The following is an 18,256-nucleotide window of genomic DNA, read 5'->3' as shown; positions in this document are numbered from 1 at the left end:
AGTTAAATGCCCAGTTTAACTTATTCATTACATTTACGTAGTAAAACAGACTATGGTTTTCAGGTTTTGAAAAAAAAGTATATTTTTTTTTAAAAATAATTTCAAATTACTGAAATTCAATTATTTACATTTTAAATTTTTAATCTAAATTTTATGAATCCTTCATCTTTTGGATGGATTACAAAGCATCAACCTGTCATAAAAAAAGCTTTTAAGGAAGTTAACTCAGACTTGAACGCCTTATATGAATTATTGCTTCAATCTGGTTTTATATATGGTGTTTCAGTAACAACAGTAAGCTACGGAACAACAGAGCCTTTGTTGTGGAATGAAACAGAACGTACTAAACTCAATTTTTTTGACAGTCTTTATTGTGTTTATTATCAGAAATATAAAAACGACACTCACTTTTTTAAGGCAATTACCGAGTATTATGAGCAACTAGATCCTAAAGAACACCTTTACTTTACCCGATTTTCAAAATTAAAACCAAATGCTGCTACTTTAGAAAAGATTATTCAAGAGCGCATTCAGACTAATGAACATCTACTTCAAAAAAACTTCAGTAACCTTATAACAAATGCGTTGCTATTTATTGATGTATTATCGTTTCAACACTACCTGGAACATGAAGAAAACATCAGTCATTATGCTTCAGAGTTAGAAGCTACACTAATGAATGTTATCTGGCTTGCTTTGATACAAAAAGAAGAGAAAGAGCAATATGATAAGTTATTGCTTAAACTTTTTGAAAAATCCCTCAGATACAATCGCAACTTAAAACAAGAAGCGAAGAATCTTGATGAACTTCCTCTTGATATTTATACCGGGCTTCTCGAGAAACGTTATTTATTAGATCTGGCTGCGCTGGCCATTTGGGATGATGTAAAATTAGATAAAACCGAATATCTTTTTCTCAAGAAATTTGGTGCTCAACTTCTTTTATCTAATGAGGTTATTGAGCTGTCAACAACCTATGTGCATACTTTTATACAGGCTAACCGAAAAAGGATATCATACCTCAACTACAGCAACCCGGTAAAACATTTTTACACACAAACGAGTCAAACGGTAAAGACCCTTATTTTTCGGAATAAAAATCGCTTGCTCCAGGAGCTTTCAGAAAGTAAAGATCTGGTCTTATTATTAGGACAATCTACTGTAAGGGATTTAAGTAAAGCTGAAAAGAAAAGGGTTAAATCACAGCTCTTAGACATTTGCAAAAGCATACCTTCTCTTGCAATTTTTATGCTTCCGGGAGGTGGCATATTACTTCCGTTACTGGTTAAATTTATTCCTGAATTATTACCCAGCGCGTTTAATGAAAATCGAATAGAAGGTCAGAATCTTGATGATACTGAGATTTAGTATGTTAACACTATATCAAAAAGGACGCGGGTTTTAAAGATATTGTAGAAATTCGCCTATGCTTCAATTCATAACTAAGTTTCGATTGTTTTTTGCCAATCTAACCGGTAAAATTGGCTTCTACCCTTCTCTATTTGCTTTTGGAGGTCTTTGCATAGGCTTTATTATGCTATATGCCGAAAGCAAAGGTGTTTCCAGCTTTTTAATAGAACACGCTCCACAGCTGGTTATTAATGATGCAGATACTGCACGTACGCTACTCAGTACATTTATAGGCGGTATTATTTCACTAATGGTATTCAGTTTTTCTATGGTTATGATTTTGCTCAATCAAGCATCTAATAATTATTCACCAAGAATTCTCCCGGGATTGATCTCTAATAAACGGCATCAGTATGTTTTAGGATACTATATTGCAACCCTTATTTACTGCATTCTCATTTTATTGAGCATAAAACCTACAGATAACAAATACCAGCTTCCGGGATTTGCTGTATTGATTGGTATCATTTTAAGCATGCTGGTATTGGCTCTCTTTATTTATTTTATACATTCTATTTCCGAAGCGATTCAAATTAATAAAATAATCGAAACCATATACCAAAAAGCAAAAACGCGTTTGACCCAACTCATCAATCAAACCGATGAAGAGTACAGCAAAACAGACTTTCCGGAAAGTAAAGACTGGAATGTCATTAAAATAAATAATACGGGTTATCTGCAAACAATTGCTGTAGATGCTCTTCTCGAACTCTGCAATGAACTGGACTGTAAGATTGAAATTCTGGCTCCTAAAGGTACTTTTATATTAAAAAATGTCCCCATAGCCCGTTGTGACAAAGAACTTGAGGAAGAGCAAAGAAACCACTTACTCACATGTTTTGGATTTTCGCGAAGCGAAATTGTAAAACACAATTATATCCTGGGCTTTAAACAACTTACTGAGATTGCAATTAAAGCTATGAGCCCAGGTATCAATGACCCTGGTACGGCAATAACCTGTATAGATTATCTCTCTGAACTTTTTGCTTTAAGACTCTGTAAAGAAGACTTTAGCTATATAAAGAATAAAGATGATGAGGCAGTTATAAGTCTTAGAACAATAGATTTTAAAGAGTTGATCTATTTTGTTTTCGTTCCGTTACGCGGATATTGTAAACATGATGTCGTGATGTTACACAAGATGCTCACCGCATTATATTTCTTATTACAGACTAAGTCTGTAATCAATAATGCCGAAGAAATTATCATCGACGAGATCAATCTTATTTTAATAGATGCGAAAGCTAACATAACAAATAAGAAAGATCTTAAAGGTGTTTTTACCATACGAGACAAAGCAGCTGCTTACAACAATACAGATCGAAAGTTGGTTAGTTTAGAGTAAATTATTATTGAGTACAACCTCGGGCAAGCCTCAATATCTTATATCCTTTGGCGGAGCCAATAATACTTATATTAAGAAAGCCAGAATTTAAAGTCTTTTACGCGTTCACGGCTTACAATAATCTCAAGATCATCACAAGCCTGTAGTTTCACTTGTAAACGTGAATTGGTATAACTTATAATATCAAGAATCGCATTTACATTTACAAAATATTTGCGACTTACTCTAAAGAAAACATCAGGTTGTAATTCTCCTTCCAGGATTTCTAAAGTTGTATCTAGCAAATAATCACGCTTATCAATTGTACGTGCATAAGTCCCCTTATTTTCACTATAAAAGCAAACCACATCATCTACGTTTATCATCTTAAGATGCTGTCCTATTTTTACTGTAAAACGTTTTTTATAGTCACGCTCCACAGGGTTGACTCCTAGAAGTTTGCGTATATCTTCAAAATTGAGTTTAACATCACTTGCTGAAGGTCGTTGTTTTTTAAACTTAGTCACAGCAGCCTCAAGCTCTTCATCATCTATAGGTTTGAGCAAATAATCAATGCTGTTCAGTTTAAAAGCCTGTAAGGCATACTCATCATAGGCTGTTGTAAAAATAATTGCACTGGAAACTTCTACAGCATCAAAGATCTCAAAAGACAAACCATCGCTTAATTGAATATCAAGAAATATAAGGTCTGGGTGTGTATTGGTTGAAAACCATTCTACCGCTTCTTCTACCGAATGCAATTGAGCCAAAACATTTAGATTTAGAGCTTCCAGCATTCTGGTGAGTCTGCGTGCTGCAGGTTTTTCATCTTCAATAACCAGTGCGTTCATATTTTATAATTTGTATATAGTTATTCTGTATATATAAAATTTACTCCCAGCGACTGCTTTTAGTTTCTGAATAAATTTCCTGATCCAGATATTCTTTTATTTTTTGCTTTTCCCATTTCTTGTAATACGATTCAAAGATGCTTCCGTGTTTGAGGTAAATATAATAACCTAAAAGACTTAACCCATAGCCACCCACCATACAAATAGGTGACCAAAACGGAATATGTTGGCTAATTCTACCCCCATCAAAAACACCCAGACAAAAAGCAACATACAGCGCAGATAGAATAATATAAACAGGAATGTGATTGTAAAAGTCTTTAAGTTGTTTAACCCGCTTCAAGGCTTCTTCGTAATTTGAATTTGAATTTTTCATACAATAAAATTTAGATTACTCCCAGCGTCCCATATTAGATTGAGACTTTTGATCACGCTCCATAAACTCTTTAATTTTGCGCTCTTCCCATTCTCTGCTCACAAAAGGATTCCAGTTGAAGGCGCCGGCAGCCTGAAAAATCAAACCTATTCCCCAACCTAAAGCTGGCCATAGAAACCAAGGATAGCGCAAACCGTCGGTGTAATAGTTAAGTCCTGCTAAAGCACCTATTACGATAACATAACTAAATAAGCTTCCATAAAATTTCTTGATGTGACCTACACGCTCTTTAGCGTCCAGATACCGATTTTCTTTATCAAAATTTTCCATTTTTAAAGTTTTTTAGTGGTTAATATTGAAACAAATTTGATGATAAATACAGCCTGAATAAATTCTAACTGACTCACTTGTCATTTTTATAGGCTGAATTGTTACCGCTTCTGTTCTTGCTCATTCATAATTTCACGAATCTTACGATCTTCCCAGTCTCTACCTAGAAATGGATTCCAATTGAAGACTTCCGCCCCGTGAAAAAACACACCCAATCCCCAACCCAATGCCGGGAAAATCGACCATGGGAAAGAAGTTGTAAAGAGGTTTAAAATAGTTAAACCTCCAATCACTACACAATAAATTGTGAGGTGAATGTAAAAAGCTTTAATCTTTTCTACATGTTCTTTAGCAAGAGCATATTTCTTGTCTGTAAGGTATTCTTCTGTATTCATAACTGCTGATTTTAATTGCCGGGTTAATTTTGGTATTTTGATTATAAATTCTGATTCTGTTTGTTGAATTTGAAGCCTTCTTGAAGTAAGCAAAGCATAGCGCTGTTTGATATTAATGAGTCCCACTCCACTACCTTTGGTCATAATCTTTTTGGGCTGTAGATTGTTGCGTACCACCAGATTTCCTTCTTCTTCTTCAATAGTAATGTGTAATCTGTGATTATCACTTACTACGTTGTGTTTCACGGCATTTTCAAGTAAAAGCTGTAACGATAAGGGTACAACACGAGCTTCCGGATGAGTCACTTGCGCAGGCATATTAAAAACAATGCTGTCTTCATAACGCATTTTTAAAAGTGTCATATAGGTTTTTGCAAATGCCAATTCTTCTTCTAACGTAACCAGTTCTTTATTCTTTTGCTCTAAAACATAACGGTAAACCTTAGACAAAGAAGTAGTGAATTTTTGAGCCTGTATGGGGTTTTCTTCAATAAGACTGGTAAGTACATTTAAACTATTGAATAAAAAATGAGGATCTAATTGATTTTTTAAAGCATCAAATTGTGCCGAAGCTGTACCAGCAATGATCTTCTGTTCCTTAACCTGACTTTCTTTTTTGTATTTGTAATAGAAAAAGAAATAGAAGATCGCATTACAAACGAGCGCAATAAATAGCGGCATCCAGTAATCTATAAACTTCTCGTCACTTATAAATTCTAAAAAAGTAAACTCCTTTAATACACAAATTATAAAGACTCTAATAAAAAATACACTTATGGCAGTAACAATTAAACTCGCCGGTATAGCTCTAGCTAAGTGTTTTGGAGAATAAAGCCTGATTTTATTACTAAAGTAGAAATATCTAAAAACAGCCATATTTGCCATATATAACACTACAGAATACAGCATACTGATCCCAAAATCTTCTACAAGCTTTTTATTGAAATAAAGTGGGTTACCTCCTCCCAAATGAATCAATAAAAAGACTGCATAGATAGCTACACCTACGATACAAGCCTTACCTAATTCCTTAAAAAAACTATTCATAATTTAATTTTATAGTAGAAAAGCTGCGGCGTTTTCTACTTTTTTAAAGGTATTACAATCTGAATAATTAGTATACATCTTGCAGTTTTCAAACGGAACAAGATCAACATTTGGCTTATTGAACGCTGTTTGCTCTTGATTAGGGAGCATTGCCGCGAGTGACACGACCATTTTAAAAATCCAGATTAATATTCGTGTCATACTGTTGATTTTTGATTAGATACTTCAAATATTAGAATAGATAGTTTTCCTATAAAAAGAGATTTACTCAATTGTCAAATTTTGATACCCAACTGTAAATTGATTGCCTATAGGTGAGAACGTTAACAATCACACAAAAACTTTTGACACGTCAGAGATTTAATATTTTTGCTTTACAACCTACACCCCTATTAATGCAAAAGCAAAAATTACAATATTGTTTATCACTAGTTTTAACGTTATTATTCTTATACTCTTGCGCCAGTAAACGCACCCAATACCGAGATCAAAAGCATACTTTAAATCAAATAAATAGTGACACTTCAAACTATAGAAGTGTTTTTCTCTTGGGTAATCTGGGGTCTGGTAAAAACGGACCTAATAATGCGCTGATTCAAGCTTTTGATAGCTTGCAGAATAAAATTGCAAAAAAGGATGATTACCTGATGATCTTGGGTGATAATGTGTATGCTAATAAATTAACCGAAGACAATAACGAACAACAGCTAAAACACGTCGTACAGCTCGTTAAAGATTTTAAAGGAAAAACGCTTATTATTCCAGGGGAAAACGACTGGAATGATGAAGGCGTAAAAGGTCTTGAAAAGATTGAAGATTATATCGAAGAAAAGATGGGGAAAGACAATCATTTTCAACCTGAAAATGGCTGCCCTATTGAAACCATAACAGTTGATAAAGAAACTGAAATCATCATCATAGACTCTCAATGGTATATTGAAGACTGGAGCAAACACGAGGGTTTTAATGATAAATGTGCCATAAAAACACGTACACAATTCTTAACCTTACTTAAAGATGAAGCGCGTAAAGCACGACACAAAAATGTGTTACTCGTAATGCATCACCCTCTTTTTTCTAACGGAATTTATGGTGGTGAGATGAGTACGCGTGCATTTTACAGGCCATCTTTAGAAAATGCGTATGTGCCCATAGCCGGTTTTTTATGGGGCTTTGCAAGAACACAAGGTGGAATTTCTAAGCAAGATCAGTTTAACCCGTTGATGAATGAGCTGATGAGTGAGATCAAAACTATGGCTATTGGCTTGCCACGCTTATTTGTACTCTCTGCTCACGAGCGCTCAATGCAATATATTGAAAACGGAAATATTCGCCAGATCATATCAGGTACCGGTAGTAAAACTGAATATGCACGTCTAGGAAAAGACGGACTTTTTGCTTCAGTTAAACCGGGATTTTCAGAGTTAAGACTTTTTGAAGACGGTTCTTCTACCGTTCATTTTTACAGTTTAAACAAAAACAACATGCTTTCGGTAAGTTTCTCTAAAGAAAGCTATTCTAGGCCTGAACCTTATCCGTTAGATTCTTTACTCAAAAACATTCCCCAGTCAAAAAAAGCAAGTATCTACCCCAAAGAACTTGTCGAAGTCACTCCGGAATATGAAAAAAAATGGGGAAAACACTACCGTTATTTATACGGCTTAGATATAGACGCGCCAACAGTTCTATTAGATACGCTATATGGCGGTCTTACAGTAGAACGTGCTGGTGGTGGCAATCAAACGCAGTCTTTGCGACTGGTTGATGGTGATGACCGCGAGTATAATATGCGTGCCTTGGCAAAAGATCCCCTAGCATTTTTAAAATCATCAGGATACGATGACTTAGACGCCCAGGAATATTTTGAAGGTACGCTACCGGCAAGACTTATAGAAGACTTTTATACAGCTTCTCATCCCTATGGTGCTTTTGCAATACCAAGATTGGCCGGAGCGGCAGATCTCAACCACACCCATCCTAAAGTGTTTTATGTGCCTAAACAAAAAACCCTGGGTGATTTTAACAAAACTCACGGAGATCGTCTCTATATGATTGTAGAGAAGCCCGACGAAGACTTCAACGGTTCGCATATGTTTGGTTTTAATGAAGATGTCGAAAGTACTGCAGACCTTTTTGAAAAGATTCGCGAGGATGAAAAAAATCAAATTGCCGAGGATGAATACATCAGAGCGCGAGTATTTGATATGCTCGTTGGCGACTGGGATCGCCACGAAGATCAATGGCGCTGGGCAGAGCGTAAAGATGCAGATGATGTGTATACTTATATTGCCATTCCTAGAGATCGTGATCAGGTATTTTCCAAATTTGACGGGAAGATCATAAAAACGATGCAGAAGTTTATGGCAAGCACCCGCGAACTTGGCAACTACGGGCCTGAAATTGAGTTTATAGAAAAGTTTAGCGAAAGTGCGATTAATCTTGATCGCGCTGTGCTTCAGAAAACGACTAAACAAGACTGGCTTGATGCCGTTGATTATCTTCAGAAAAACATTACTCCTGAAGTTGTAAATAAAGCATTTAGTGCGATGCCAGTAGAAATTCACAATGAAGATTGGAAACTATTACAACAGGATCTGCTTGCGCGGAAAGCGAATTTAAAAGATATAGTTGAGCGTTATTATAAATATTACATCAGGTTTCAAACTTTAAAAGGAACCGATAAAGACGATCATTTCTACATCACCCGAAATGACGATGGTACGACTCTAATTAAGGCTTTTCGTATACAAGATGGTGAAGATGGCACTTTGCTTTTTGACCGCGTATTTACCCCAAAAAAAACAAAAGAAATCTGGATCTACGGTCTAGATGATGATGATGTTTTTACAACATCAGGTACGGCCAAATCAAAAATTAAAATAGTTATTGCCGGTGGTCAGGATGATGATACTTATGATCTAAAAAATGGAAATAATCTATCAGTTTACGATCAACCTAATGGTAATAAAATTGGAGAAAATAATGGGGCTCGTTTACACTTTAGCAGCGTTTATGAAAACCATATTTATGACTCAGAACGCCTTCCTGATGAAGCTAAAAAAATAGGTTTAGTATTGCCTTATAATCCTGATTGGGGAGTAGCACCTCATTTACGTTTTGCTCGTCAAAAATTAGGTTTTGAACGCAACCCGTTTACTTCTCAATTTGTTTTGGATGCTCAATATTTTTCATTGACACAAGCTGCGATATTTAAATCAGAAATGCATTTTGCAAATATTTTCCCGGAGTGGAATTTTAAAATTTCGGGTCTCGCTACTACAAATAACTACACTGAAAACTTTTTTGGTTATGGGAATGAGACTATGAATACAGCATCAAATTTTGATGTAAACCGAATTAATATGCAGAAATTTGAAGCAGGAACCGGCGTGTATTATAACGGAGAATATGGCAGTTCATTTCAAACAGATCTTGTTTATCAAAATTACCAACTTGATTCTTCACTTCAAATAAATAACTATAACCAACTGAACAACAATCAATATATAACTCTTAAAGCAATTTATTCCTACAAAAGTATTGATGATTCAAAATTTCCTACAAGAGGAATGTTTTTTGAAGCTTCAGGTTTTTACAGTGATGATTTGAATAACTCACAAACCGTTTTTGCTGCAGATCCAAAAATTACATTTTGGAACGCAATAGATAGTTCGCGAGATTTGGTTTTAAAAACACAAATTGACGGTCAATTGCGATTTGGTAACACAATTCCTTTTTATCAGGCAGCTCAGATAGGTGGTAATTCTGGTTTAAGAAGTTATCGTTTAGGAAGGTTTACCGGTGATCAGGCGCTTCGAGCTTCCGCAGATATTTTATATCAATTTAAACCTTTAAAAACTGCTATTTTCCCGATCCGTTCTAACATTTTTGCCGGCTATGATGTTGGTAGAATTTGGCTTAATGAAGAATCCTCAAAAGTGTGGCATAATAGTTATGGTGGCGGACTCAATTTTAGTATGGGTGGATTCTTCAGCAGCAGCCTGGGTTATTTCACCGGAGATGAAGGTGGCCGTTTTCAGTTTGCTGTAAAATTTGGTGTTTAATCATTTATCTATGTAACTTCTGTTACCGCTACACTGCTTAAGGTGTCTTATCTTTGTTATGTAAATTTCCTTGGGGAAAGCCCACAAGGAATTAATAAGGAAACATATTTTTACTTCGAGGAAAGCGTTAAAGCATTTAAATCTCGATTATCGATTAAATCATTTTGAGATAAGTCTTAATTTTTCAATTTTAAGGGCGATTAAATTTAGAATTATGAATATAGAACAGATATATACCGGTTGTTTAGCTCAGGGAGCTTATTATATAGAAAGCGAAGGCGAAGTTGCAGTTATTGACCCATTACGTGAAGTAAAACCTTATATGGATCGCGCTGCTGCTGACAATGCAAACATAAAATATATTTTTGAGACACATTTTCACGCAGATTTTGTGAGTGGTCATGTGACATTAGCTAAAGAAACTGGTGCTTCTATTGTTTACGGTCCTAAAGCAAACCCTTCTTTTCAAGCGATTATCGCTAAAGATAATCAGGAGTTTAAATTGGGAAAAATTATCATAAAGGTGTTGCACACTCCAGGACATACGATGGAGAGCACAACCTATTTACTTATTGATGAAAATGGAAAAGATCACGCGATTTTTAGTGGGGACACCTTATTCCTTGGAGATGTTGGCAGACCAGATTTAGCCCAAAAAGCTAAAGAACTTACACAAGAAGATCTTGCCGGTTATTTATACGATAGCTTACGCGAAAAGATCATGCCTTTAGCTGATGATGTGATCGTTTACCCTGCACATGGAGCGGGATCTGCCTGCGGAAAAAACATGAGTAAAGAAACGGTTGACACGCTGGGAAATCAGAAAAAAACAAATTATGCGTTACGCGCAGATATGACTAAAGACGAATTTATCAAAGAGGTAACAGATGGTTTGTTACCGCCTCCCTCCTATTTTCCATTGAATGTAAAAATGAATAAAGAAGGCTACGATGATATTGATGAAGTTATAGAACGCGGTACACAGGCTTTATCACCAGATGCTTTTGAAACTGCTGCAAATGAAACCGGTGCTGTTATTCTTGATGTGCGTAAAGCAGGAAATTTTGCAAAGGGACATATTCCAAGATCTATTTTTATTGGTATAGACGGCGGTTTTGCACCTTGGGTAGGAGCACTTATCGCCGATACAGAGCAACCCATTCTATTGGTTGCTGATGAAGGCCGTGAAGAAGAGACCATTACCCGTCTATCTCGTGTAGGTTTTGATGGAACTATAGGCTATCTCAAAGGAGGTTTTCAATCCTGGGAAGCTGCAGGAAAACAAACCGACTCGGTCAAATCTGTTCCTGCAAATGAATTAGAAAAAGCAGTTAAAACTGATGGAGACACTCCCGTTTTTGATGTGCGTAAGCCCGGAGAATTTGAATCTGAACATCTTGAAGTAGCTAAAAGTACTCCGCTGGATTATATCAATAAACATCTAAGTGACTTCCCCGATAAAGAAGATTTTTATGTGCATTGCGCAGGCGGCTACCGCAGTATGATCGCAGCAAGTATTTTAAAAAGTCGTGGAATTCATAATCTTATTGATGTACAAGGGGGTTATAAAGCTATCAAGGAAACTGAGCTTCCCAGAACAAACTTTGTTTGCCCATCAACTCTTAAAAGCTAGAATATGAAATTAGTTTTCTCTTTAATTTTAATCTCATTATTTAGCTTTCAAATAAATGCTCAGGACTCTAAACATCAGATCTTAGATAAAGTAAGTTTTGCTGATAGTTTAAAATCGAAAGAAGTCCTTTTAATCGATGTGAGGAGACCGGAAGAATTTGAAGCCGGAAAAATTGAAGATGCGCAAAACATCAATGTTTTAGCACCTGAAAGTTTCAATACAGAAATAGAAAAATTAGATAAATCAAAACCGGTCTATATTTATTGCAGGTCAGGCAATCGCAGCGGCAAAGCTGCGCAAATTATGCAAGATGCTGGTTTTACTAAAATATATGATTTAGAAGGTGGCTATCTAAACTGGACGGCTGAGAAACAACCCGAAGATTGATTTGTTATTAAATCAATTTCGCTAAAAAGCTCAAAAGAACATTCTTTTGAGCTTTTTAGCGTTTATAGGACACTCTCGATTCTTCAATAGCATCAAAATTGGTATTCGCCCATTTCACCAGATTTTGAATGTGTGGCAAAAGTGACGAACCACGTTCGCTCAATTTGTATTCCACCCTCGGTGGAATTTCAGGGTATTGGGTTCTGATTATCAAACCATCTGCTTCTAATGTTTTAAGCGTCACTGCGAGCATTTTCTGCGAAATGCCATTAATCGCTTTATGCAATTCATTAAAACGCATTACAGCAGCTTCATCAAGCAATAGTAAAACCAGCGTTGACCACTTATCTCCAAAGCGGTCGAGCACATTGCGTACCGGGCAATTTACCACATCTGTATATTTTTCTAAATTATTTCCCATTTTAATTGGTTGATTTTCAATTAAACTAACTTCCGCGTAAGTGAGCTACATTTTGGTAAGCTCTTCCAAACGTCAACTCTAGTAATTACCTTTACTTACCAAAAGTAAGCTAATAACTAAAAATATAAAATAATGAGTACTTATTTAATTACCGGTGCAACCGGTGGACTAGGAAGCAGCGCAATAAAACATTTATCAAAACGTGTCGATCCATCAGAAATAGCAGTATTAGTTCGTGATGCTGAAAGTGAAAAAGCCAAATCTTATAAGAAAAAAGGCTATGATTTGAGAGTTGCTGATTATGATAATAAAGAAACGCTGGTAGCAGCTTTTAAAAATATTGATGCGCTATATTTTGTTTCTGGGAGTGATATTCCGTCACGCGAACCGCAACATAAGAATGTTGTTGAAGCAGCAAAAGAAGCTGCTGTAAAGCACGTTGTTTACACCAGCGCCGGCAGAAAAGATGCTTCGCAAAACTCTCCTGTCGCTGCAGTGATGGATGCACATATAAAAACCGAAAATTGGTTAAAAAGATCTGGCCTTAATTACACGATCTTAAGACATAACCTATACGCCGAAGTAGTACCTATGTTTTTAGGTAAAAAAGAAGCACTATTAGGATCTAAAACACTATTTCTTCCTACAGAAGAAGGAAAAACAGGATTTGCATTACGAGAGGATTTAGCAGAAGCGGGTATGCTTGTGCTTAAGAATTATAAAAATCACACCAATACAGTTTACACTTTAGATGGACCAAAAGCTATTGATTTTAAAGAAATCGCTTTGATTCTAAGCAAGATTACTAATGAAAAAATTGCATTTGTTTCTCCAGATTCAGAAACCTTTAAATCTACTATGGCTTCATACGGTGTTCCTGAAGAAGCTATAGGAATAATGCTCGTTTTCTCTCTTGGAATTGCTGCCGGAGAATTCAATTCAGAATCTAATGATCTTGAAGTATTATTGGGTAGAAAACCAAAACCTGTATCTGATTTATTGGAGCAAGTTTATGGGTAAGTACCAAAAAAATGCACAAAAAAGCTCTCAAGATTTTGATAGCTTTTTTGTGTTTTAGCATGATCTAGTTACGCTCCTTAACCTCCGGCCCGCCTTCTTTACCTACAATGATCAGGCTGGTTGTGTCTAAGAAAAGTCCGGTTTCTACGATTCCGGGGACTTTTAATAATTGAATCTCTAGACCTTGAAGATCATCAATTCCCGAAATATCAATATCTAAAATAGTGTTGTTCTCATCTGTTCGATACGAGGCATCTCCTTGCATACGCTGCAAGGGTTGTAACCCTTCGGCTTCTAAATAAGTCAAGATTTGTTTGGTTGCAAACGGAATGACTTCAACTGGAAGTTTAAAAGCTCCCAGCTTATTCACATCTTTACTACTGTCTGCTATAATGATGTTGAATTTGGTATTCCAGGCAAGAATCTTTTCGCGCAGCAAAGCTCCTCCTCCACCCTTGATCAGTTGAAATTTTCCATCAAATTCATCAGCACCGTCAATGGTAACGTCAATTTTATCAATCGCATCGAGGGCGACGATTTTTATACCCAATTCTTTTGCCAACTTTTCGGTAGCTATAGAAGATGGAACGCAAGTCAGGTTCATTCCGTCGGCAACTAATTTACCTACGGCTTCTATCATATGCTTAGCCGTAGAACCCGTACCAAGGCCTACAACCATATTGTTTTTTATGTATTTTACAGCTTCTAGCGCTGCTTGTTTTTTTTCCTGATCAGCAGTCATTATTTTAAACTTATGGTGGTTTAGCGTTTAAAAATAAGTTTATTTTTTCAGCAAACGGGCATAATCTTCAGGAGTATCTATATCCTGTATTTTATCTTGAGCATCAAGAGCGATTACCTTTTCTTCAGTCGCATTCAATAAATTTTTAGCTCCCTGATCTCCTTTTAAACTTAAGAGTTCTTCAAAATAAGTCTTTGGAAAAACTGCCGGAACTCCATTTCTAGTTCCATAATCTGAAGCAATACATTTGGTTTTATAGTGTACTGAAGTTTCAATAAGCAAATTCAAATAAAAGGTATCTATTTTAGGTTGATCTGCAAGCATAACTAATATAGAATCAAAACCCATCAGCCTAACCTTTTCAACCCCGCATGCAATACTACTGCTCAACCCATCTTGCCAACTTTTATTATGAATAAAGACCAGATCATTATTAATAATTTTCTCTATAGTTTCTGCATTTGCTCCCAGCACACAAAAAACCTGTTCAGCTACAGAATTTTTAGCTTGTGCTATTGTGTGCTCTAATAGGGTTTTAGTTCCGTAAGGCAATAATTGCTTCGCTTCTCCCATTCTGGTAGAATTTCCTGCGGCGAGTATGAGTATTGCTATTTTTGTCATTGAATTTATTAGCGTTTAAAGCTAAATAAATACCTACATATATTGCAATGCACACAAAATCCTTTTTTGAACGGGTATAAATTAGATGCTGTCAAATAGAATATCTTAAGATTTCATTAACTTAACACAAACAAAAAGAACAGTGCTATGCCGGTATATAATTTAATGGTAAACGGTAAATCCCTAAGTGTCGAAGCCGAATCGGACACTCCGTTATTATGGGTTTTAAGAGATGAATTAAACTTAGTAGGAACAAAATTTGGCTGTGGAATAGGTCAATGTGGAGCCTGCACAGTTCATATTGATGGTACTGCAACACGCAGTTGTCTACTTCAAATTAGCTCACTCGAAGAAGCAAAAATCACGACAATAGAAGGACTTTCTGAAGATGGTACACATCCTGTTCAGGTCGCGTGGAAAGAGCATGATGTACCTCAATGTGGATATTGCCAGGCTGGTCAAATTATGACTGCTGCATCTTTTTTAAACAGCAATGCTGCTCCTTCGCAATCTGAAATACGCGATGCGATGAGTGGTAATCTCTGTCGTTGCGCATCTTATAATCGTATAGAAAAAGCTGTAGCAGATGCTGCAGAAAAAATAGCTTAAAAACCTGCGTTATGAAAAAACAGACAAAAACTACATTTAGCAGACGCGGGTTTATACGTACTTCTGCCCTTGCGGGTGGCGGTATGTTGATAGGCTTTAATTTTTTAACGGCTTGTAAAGACGAGGTGAAACCTCCTGTAGATATCGCAAACCTTAACTTTAATGATTTCAACGCCTATATTAAAATTGCAGATAATGGGTATGTAACTATCTTTTCACCCAATCCAGAAATTGGTCAGGGTGTTAAAACTTCGATGCCTATGATCGTAGCTGAAGAATTAGATGTACCGTGGGAACACGTGCACGTTGAACAAGCCGGACTAGATACTGATAACTATCGCGGGCAGGTAGCTGGTGGTAGTCAATCTATACGTCAAAACTGGGACGTTTTACGTCAAACCGGTGCTACAGCAAAACAAATGCTTGTTAATGCTGCAGCGGCTAAATGGCAAATTGATGCTTCTGAAGTATCTGCAAAAAATGGAATAATCACAAGCAAATCTGGTAAAACCTTAGGCTACGGTGATGTTGTTAAAGAAGCGGCGGCTCTTGAAGTTCCTGAAAATGTACCATTAAAAGAACCTAAACATTTTAAAATAATAGGTAACGATGCCTTAAATGTTGATCTGGATAAAATAGTAACCGGGAAACCCCTTTTTGGACTTGATTATAAAAAAGATGGCATGCATATCGCTTCAGTGATGCGCCCGCCGTCTTTTGGTCAGACTTTAAAAGATTTTGATGATACCGAGTCTCGAAAAATAACCGGTGTTACTGATGTGTTTCAATTTGGTGATAAAATCGCTGTTTTAGCTAAAAACACCTGGTCTGCTGTGAAAGGTAAAAAAGCTTTAAAAGCAAACTGGGAAGACAATGCATTAGAAAGCACTGAGAAACATGACGAACTTTTACTAGGCTTGCTAAACAGTTCTGAAGGTGATGTTCGCAGAGAAGATGGTGATGTTGATAAAGCTTTTGCGGAAGCAGATCAAATAATTGATCGTATTTATGAATCTCCATTTTTACCGCACAACTGTATGGAACCAATGAACTTTTATGCAGACGTAACATCTGAAAAAGTACAGTTAGCCGGACCAATTCAAACACCTGAAGGAACTGCTAACCGCGTTGCTAACTTACTGGATCTCGCCCCTGAGGAAATTGAAGTAGAATTAACTCGTATGGGTGGAGGTTTTGGTCGTAGACTGTATGGAGATTTTGCTCTTGAAGCAGCCGAAATTTCAAGCAAAGCCGGCAAACCGATTAAACTCGTCTATTCGCGTGAAGATGATATGAATGCCGGAATTTTTAGACCTGCAATAAAATATCGTATTTCCGCATCTCTAAAAGATGGCAAAGTAACCGGATATAAACTGAAAGAAGCTGCTATAAACAGCAATATGTATGGACTGATTCCTAATTTTTTTCCGGCAGGAGCCATTCCTAATTTAAAAATAGAAAGTGCTAATTACAAAAGTAATATTACAACAGGTGCATGGCGAGCTCCTTACACAAACTTTCTTGCTTTTGCAGAACAAAGCTTTTTTGACGAAGTAGCAGAAGCTTTAAATCAAGACGCCGTACAGCTCCGTCTGGACCTATTGGACAATGTAGATGAGGGTGCAGATGATCGCATTCAATATTCTGCTTCTCGAATGAAAGAAGTCATCAAATTAGCCGCAGAAAAAGGCGACTGGAATAACACTCCAGATGGCATTTACAAAGGTTTTTCTGCTTATTACAGCCACAATACACACGTTGCAGAAGTTGCAGAAATCAGTATCCAAAACGGAATGCCAAAAGTAGAGCGTGTTACTGCTGCTGTAGATTGTGGAATTGTCATAAATCCAACCGGTGCCAATAATCAAGTTGTGGGTGGTGTTCTTGACGGGATTGGTCATGCAATGTATGGTGATTTTACCTTTGAAGCAGGAAAGCCTTCTGCAAGTAATTTTGACACCTATCGTTTAATAAGAATGAATGAAACTCCAAAAGTTGCTGTTCATTTTATAGATAGTGAAATTGCTCCTACAGGACTTGGAGAGCCCGGACTTCCTCCAGCGGGTGGTGCGGTTGCTAATGCAATTAAAGCTGCTACCGGCAAACGTCTTTTGAAACAACCATTCACAAAATACCTCGCAGAAACAGAAAGCGAAGTAAAAGGTTAAATCATAAGATTCTCCCATAAAAAAAGCCTCTTTGTACTTTATACGAAGAGGCTTCTTTAGTTAATCAAATTTATATTTAAGCGATATTAACACCAAAAAAGTGTCCGATTATAGCGGTTGCAACCATAGCTAATGTTCCCCAGATAGTAATTCTAAGTATTGCAGTAATCATATTAGAGCCGCCTGTTTTAGCAGCCAGCGCACCCAAAACTATCAAGAATAAAATTGCACAAGCGTATTGAATATATTCCATATACTCCACCGGGGCTAAAAAAGCTACAAGAACTGGTAATCCTCCACCCACGGTAAATGCTGCCCCGCTAGACAATGCTGCCTGTAAGGGCTTTGCCTGCGTTATTTCATGCATACCTAATTCATCACGAGCGTGTGCTTCTAACGCATTGTGTGCAGTTAATTGTTTGGCTACTTCAAGAGCTGTTTCTTCAGTGAGACCACGATCTATATAAACATCTTTAAGTTCTTGTAATTCTTCCTCAGGCATTGTAGCCAGCTCGTTTGCTTCGCGTTCCAGGTCGGCTTTTTCTATATCACTTTGTGAGCTTACAGAAACATACTCACCGGCAGCCATAGACAAAGCACCGGCTACGATGCCAGCTACTCCTGCTAATACTATAGGTTCGCGTGTTGTACTTGCAGCAGCAACGCCTATTACCAGACTCGCTGTTGAAAGTATCCCGTCATTGGCTCCTAAAACAGCTGCTCTCAACCAGCCACTACGTTGCGCATAATGTTGTTCGTTTTGCATACAACTAATTTAGAACAACATCGGGCCCGAGACAATGATAAAAGTCACTTTAGATAATTTCCAAATAGTAGCTTCCGGTAGTTTTAAATTCA

The 18,256-nt window shown here is 36.8% G+C and carries 17 protein-coding genes; 8 read left to right on the top strand and 9 right to left on the bottom strand.

Annotated features, from left to right (window positions below; all coding sequences use genetic code 11):
* The first annotated feature begins 153 nt into the window (after nucleotides 1-153).
* Together DSM03_RS06835 and DSM03_RS06830 are read left to right on the top strand one after the other, a co-directional pair.
* Nucleotides 154-1,368: an LETM1-related biofilm-associated protein gene (locus tag DSM03_RS06835; protein WP_128761169.1), complete on the top strand. Its 1,215-nt coding sequence runs from the start codon at nucleotides 154-156 to the stop codon at nucleotides 1,366-1,368.
* 58 nt (nucleotides 1,369-1,426) lie between these two features.
* Nucleotides 1,427-2,755, top strand: a complete 1,329-nt coding sequence (locus tag DSM03_RS06830) for a DUF2254 domain-containing protein (protein ID WP_128761170.1) — start codon at nucleotides 1,427-1,429, stop codon at nucleotides 2,753-2,755.
* 71 nt (nucleotides 2,756-2,826) lie between these two features.
* Here DSM03_RS06830 and DSM03_RS06825 read toward each other — a convergent pair whose 3' ends face one another.
* The 5 genes from DSM03_RS06825 to DSM03_RS06805 all read right to left on the bottom strand — a co-directional run bounded on the left by DSM03_RS06825 (nucleotide 2,827) and on the right by DSM03_RS06805 (nucleotide 5,934).
* Entirely contained in the window at nucleotides 2,827-3,585 is a 759-nt protein-coding gene (locus DSM03_RS06825; RefSeq protein WP_128761171.1) for a LytR/AlgR family response regulator transcription factor, read from the bottom strand.
* 40 nt (nucleotides 3,586-3,625) lie between these two features.
* Entirely contained in the window at nucleotides 3,626-3,961 is a 336-nt protein-coding gene (locus DSM03_RS06820; protein ID WP_128761172.1) for a 2TM domain-containing protein, read from the bottom strand.
* 15 nt (nucleotides 3,962-3,976) lie between these two features.
* Nucleotides 3,977-4,291, bottom strand: a complete 315-nt coding sequence (locus tag DSM03_RS06815; RefSeq protein WP_128761173.1) for a 2TM domain-containing protein — start codon at nucleotides 4,289-4,291, stop codon at nucleotides 3,977-3,979.
* Nucleotides 4,292-4,392: 101 nt separating this feature from the next.
* The gene (locus DSM03_RS06810; RefSeq protein ID WP_128761174.1) at nucleotides 4,393-5,733 is read right to left on the bottom strand and encodes a 2TM domain-containing protein; all 1,341 of its coding nucleotides are present in this window, start codon (nucleotides 5,731-5,733) and stop codon (nucleotides 4,393-4,395) included.
* Nucleotides 5,734-5,742: 9 nt separating this feature from the next.
* Nucleotides 5,743-5,934, bottom strand: coding sequence for a hypothetical protein (locus DSM03_RS06805; protein ID WP_128761175.1), 192 nt, complete (start codon nucleotides 5,932-5,934; stop codon nucleotides 5,743-5,745).
* 194 nt (nucleotides 5,935-6,128) lie between these two features.
* On the opposite strand from DSM03_RS06805, the gene DSM03_RS06800 reads away from it, so the two are divergent.
* The 3 genes from DSM03_RS06800 to DSM03_RS06790 all read left to right on the top strand — a co-directional run bounded on the left by DSM03_RS06800 (nucleotide 6,129) and on the right by DSM03_RS06790 (nucleotide 11,817).
* On the top strand, nucleotides 6,129-9,797 hold the full coding sequence (locus DSM03_RS06800) for a BamA/TamA family outer membrane protein (RefSeq protein WP_128761176.1): 3,669 nt from the start codon (nucleotides 6,129-6,131) through the stop codon (nucleotides 9,795-9,797).
* A gap of 214 nt (nucleotides 9,798-10,011) precedes the next feature.
* On the top strand, nucleotides 10,012-11,430 hold the full coding sequence (locus tag DSM03_RS06795) for an MBL fold metallo-hydrolase (protein ID WP_128761177.1): 1,419 nt from the start codon (nucleotides 10,012-10,014) through the stop codon (nucleotides 11,428-11,430).
* Between the two features lie 3 nt (nucleotides 11,431-11,433).
* Nucleotides 11,434-11,817 carry a rhodanese-like domain-containing protein gene (locus DSM03_RS06790; RefSeq protein WP_128761178.1) on the top strand — a complete coding sequence of 128 codons (384 nt, stop codon included), beginning with the start codon at nucleotides 11,434-11,436 and terminating at the stop codon, nucleotides 11,815-11,817.
* Nucleotides 11,818-11,872: 55 nt separating this feature from the next.
* Here the strand turns inward: DSM03_RS06790 and DSM03_RS06785 are convergent, their stop codons facing one another.
* Nucleotides 11,873-12,238 (bottom strand): winged helix-turn-helix transcriptional regulator, encoded by a 366-nt coding sequence (locus DSM03_RS06785; RefSeq protein ID WP_128761179.1) that lies wholly within the window; start codon nucleotides 12,236-12,238, stop codon nucleotides 11,873-11,875.
* A gap of 132 nt (nucleotides 12,239-12,370) precedes the next feature.
* Between DSM03_RS06785 and DSM03_RS06780 the strand changes: the two genes are divergently transcribed.
* Nucleotides 12,371-13,258, top strand: a complete 888-nt coding sequence (locus tag DSM03_RS06780) for an SDR family oxidoreductase (protein WP_128761180.1) — start codon at nucleotides 12,371-12,373, stop codon at nucleotides 13,256-13,258.
* 64 nt (nucleotides 13,259-13,322) lie between these two features.
* On the opposite strand, the gene rpiA is transcribed toward DSM03_RS06780, so the two are convergent.
* Nucleotides 13,323-14,000: a ribose-5-phosphate isomerase RpiA gene (gene rpiA / locus DSM03_RS06775; protein ID WP_128761181.1), complete on the bottom strand. Its 678-nt coding sequence runs from the start codon at nucleotides 13,998-14,000 to the stop codon at nucleotides 13,323-13,325.
* A gap of 39 nt (nucleotides 14,001-14,039) precedes the next feature.
* Nucleotides 14,040-14,621 carry a nucleotidyltransferase family protein gene (locus tag DSM03_RS06770; RefSeq protein WP_128761182.1) on the bottom strand — a complete coding sequence of 194 codons (582 nt, stop codon included), beginning with the start codon at nucleotides 14,619-14,621 and terminating at the stop codon, nucleotides 14,040-14,042.
* 147 nt (nucleotides 14,622-14,768) lie between these two features.
* On the opposite strand from DSM03_RS06770, the gene DSM03_RS06765 reads away from it, so the two are divergent.
* Together DSM03_RS06765 and DSM03_RS06760 are read left to right on the top strand one after the other, a co-directional pair.
* Complete coding sequence (locus DSM03_RS06765; RefSeq protein WP_128761183.1) at nucleotides 14,769-15,230, top strand: (2Fe-2S)-binding protein; 462 nt, start codon at nucleotides 14,769-14,771, stop codon at nucleotides 15,228-15,230.
* Between the two features lie 11 nt (nucleotides 15,231-15,241).
* Nucleotides 15,242-17,398 carry a xanthine dehydrogenase family protein molybdopterin-binding subunit gene (locus tag DSM03_RS06760; protein WP_128761184.1) on the top strand — a complete coding sequence of 719 codons (2,157 nt, stop codon included), beginning with the start codon at nucleotides 15,242-15,244 and terminating at the stop codon, nucleotides 17,396-17,398.
* 76 nt (nucleotides 17,399-17,474) lie between these two features.
* On the opposite strand, the gene DSM03_RS06755 is transcribed toward DSM03_RS06760, so the two are convergent.
* Nucleotides 17,475-18,164, bottom strand: coding sequence for a VIT1/CCC1 transporter family protein (locus DSM03_RS06755; protein WP_128761185.1), 690 nt, complete (start codon nucleotides 18,162-18,164; stop codon nucleotides 17,475-17,477).
* Between the last annotated feature and the right edge of the window lie 92 nt (nucleotides 18,165-18,256).

Origin of the sequence: Leeuwenhoekiella aestuarii, assembly GCF_004104055.1 — a bacterium.
GTDB lineage: Bacteria > Bacteroidota > Bacteroidia > Flavobacteriales > Flavobacteriaceae > Leeuwenhoekiella > Leeuwenhoekiella aestuarii.
The sequence above is the reverse complement of the archived record's forward strand: the minus strand, read 5'-3'. Positions and strand labels throughout refer to the sequence as shown.

Excerpts from the sequence above, each read along its gene's own strand:
- DSM03_RS06835 (WP_128761169.1), top strand. The coding sequence starts at position 154 with ATGAATCCTTCATCTTTTGGATGGATTACAAAGCATCAACCTGTCATA.
- DSM03_RS06830 (WP_128761170.1), top strand. The coding sequence starts at position 1,427 with ATGCTTCAATTCATAACTAAGTTTCGATTGTTTTTTGCCAATCTAACC.
- DSM03_RS06825 (WP_128761171.1), bottom strand. The coding sequence starts at position 3,585 with ATGAACGCACTGGTTATTGAAGATGAAAAACCTGCAGCACGCAGACTC.
- DSM03_RS06820 (WP_128761172.1), bottom strand. The coding sequence starts at position 3,961 with ATGAAAAATTCAAATTCAAATTACGAAGAAGCCTTGAAGCGGGTTAAA.
- DSM03_RS06815 (WP_128761173.1), bottom strand. The coding sequence starts at position 4,291 with ATGGAAAATTTTGATAAAGAAAATCGGTATCTGGACGCTAAAGAGCGT.
- DSM03_RS06810 (WP_128761174.1), bottom strand. The coding sequence starts at position 5,733 with ATGAATAGTTTTTTTAAGGAATTAGGTAAGGCTTGTATCGTAGGTGTA.
- DSM03_RS06805 (WP_128761175.1), bottom strand. The coding sequence starts at position 5,934 with ATGACACGAATATTAATCTGGATTTTTAAAATGGTCGTGTCACTCGCG.
- DSM03_RS06800 (WP_128761176.1), top strand. The coding sequence starts at position 6,129 with ATGCAAAAGCAAAAATTACAATATTGTTTATCACTAGTTTTAACGTTA.
- DSM03_RS06795 (WP_128761177.1), top strand. The coding sequence starts at position 10,012 with ATGAATATAGAACAGATATATACCGGTTGTTTAGCTCAGGGAGCTTAT.
- DSM03_RS06790 (WP_128761178.1), top strand. The coding sequence starts at position 11,434 with ATGAAATTAGTTTTCTCTTTAATTTTAATCTCATTATTTAGCTTTCAA.
- DSM03_RS06785 (WP_128761179.1), bottom strand. The coding sequence starts at position 12,238 with ATGGGAAATAATTTAGAAAAATATACAGATGTGGTAAATTGCCCGGTA.
- DSM03_RS06780 (WP_128761180.1), top strand. The coding sequence starts at position 12,371 with ATGAGTACTTATTTAATTACCGGTGCAACCGGTGGACTAGGAAGCAGC.
- rpiA (WP_128761181.1), bottom strand. The coding sequence starts at position 14,000 with ATGACTGCTGATCAGGAAAAAAAACAAGCAGCGCTAGAAGCTGTAAAA.
- DSM03_RS06770 (WP_128761182.1), bottom strand. The coding sequence starts at position 14,621 with ATGACAAAAATAGCAATACTCATACTCGCCGCAGGAAATTCTACCAGA.
- DSM03_RS06765 (WP_128761183.1), top strand. The coding sequence starts at position 14,769 with ATGCCGGTATATAATTTAATGGTAAACGGTAAATCCCTAAGTGTCGAA.
- DSM03_RS06760 (WP_128761184.1), top strand. The coding sequence starts at position 15,242 with ATGAAAAAACAGACAAAAACTACATTTAGCAGACGCGGGTTTATACGT.
- DSM03_RS06755 (WP_128761185.1), bottom strand. The coding sequence starts at position 18,164 with ATGCAAAACGAACAACATTATGCGCAACGTAGTGGCTGGTTGAGAGCA.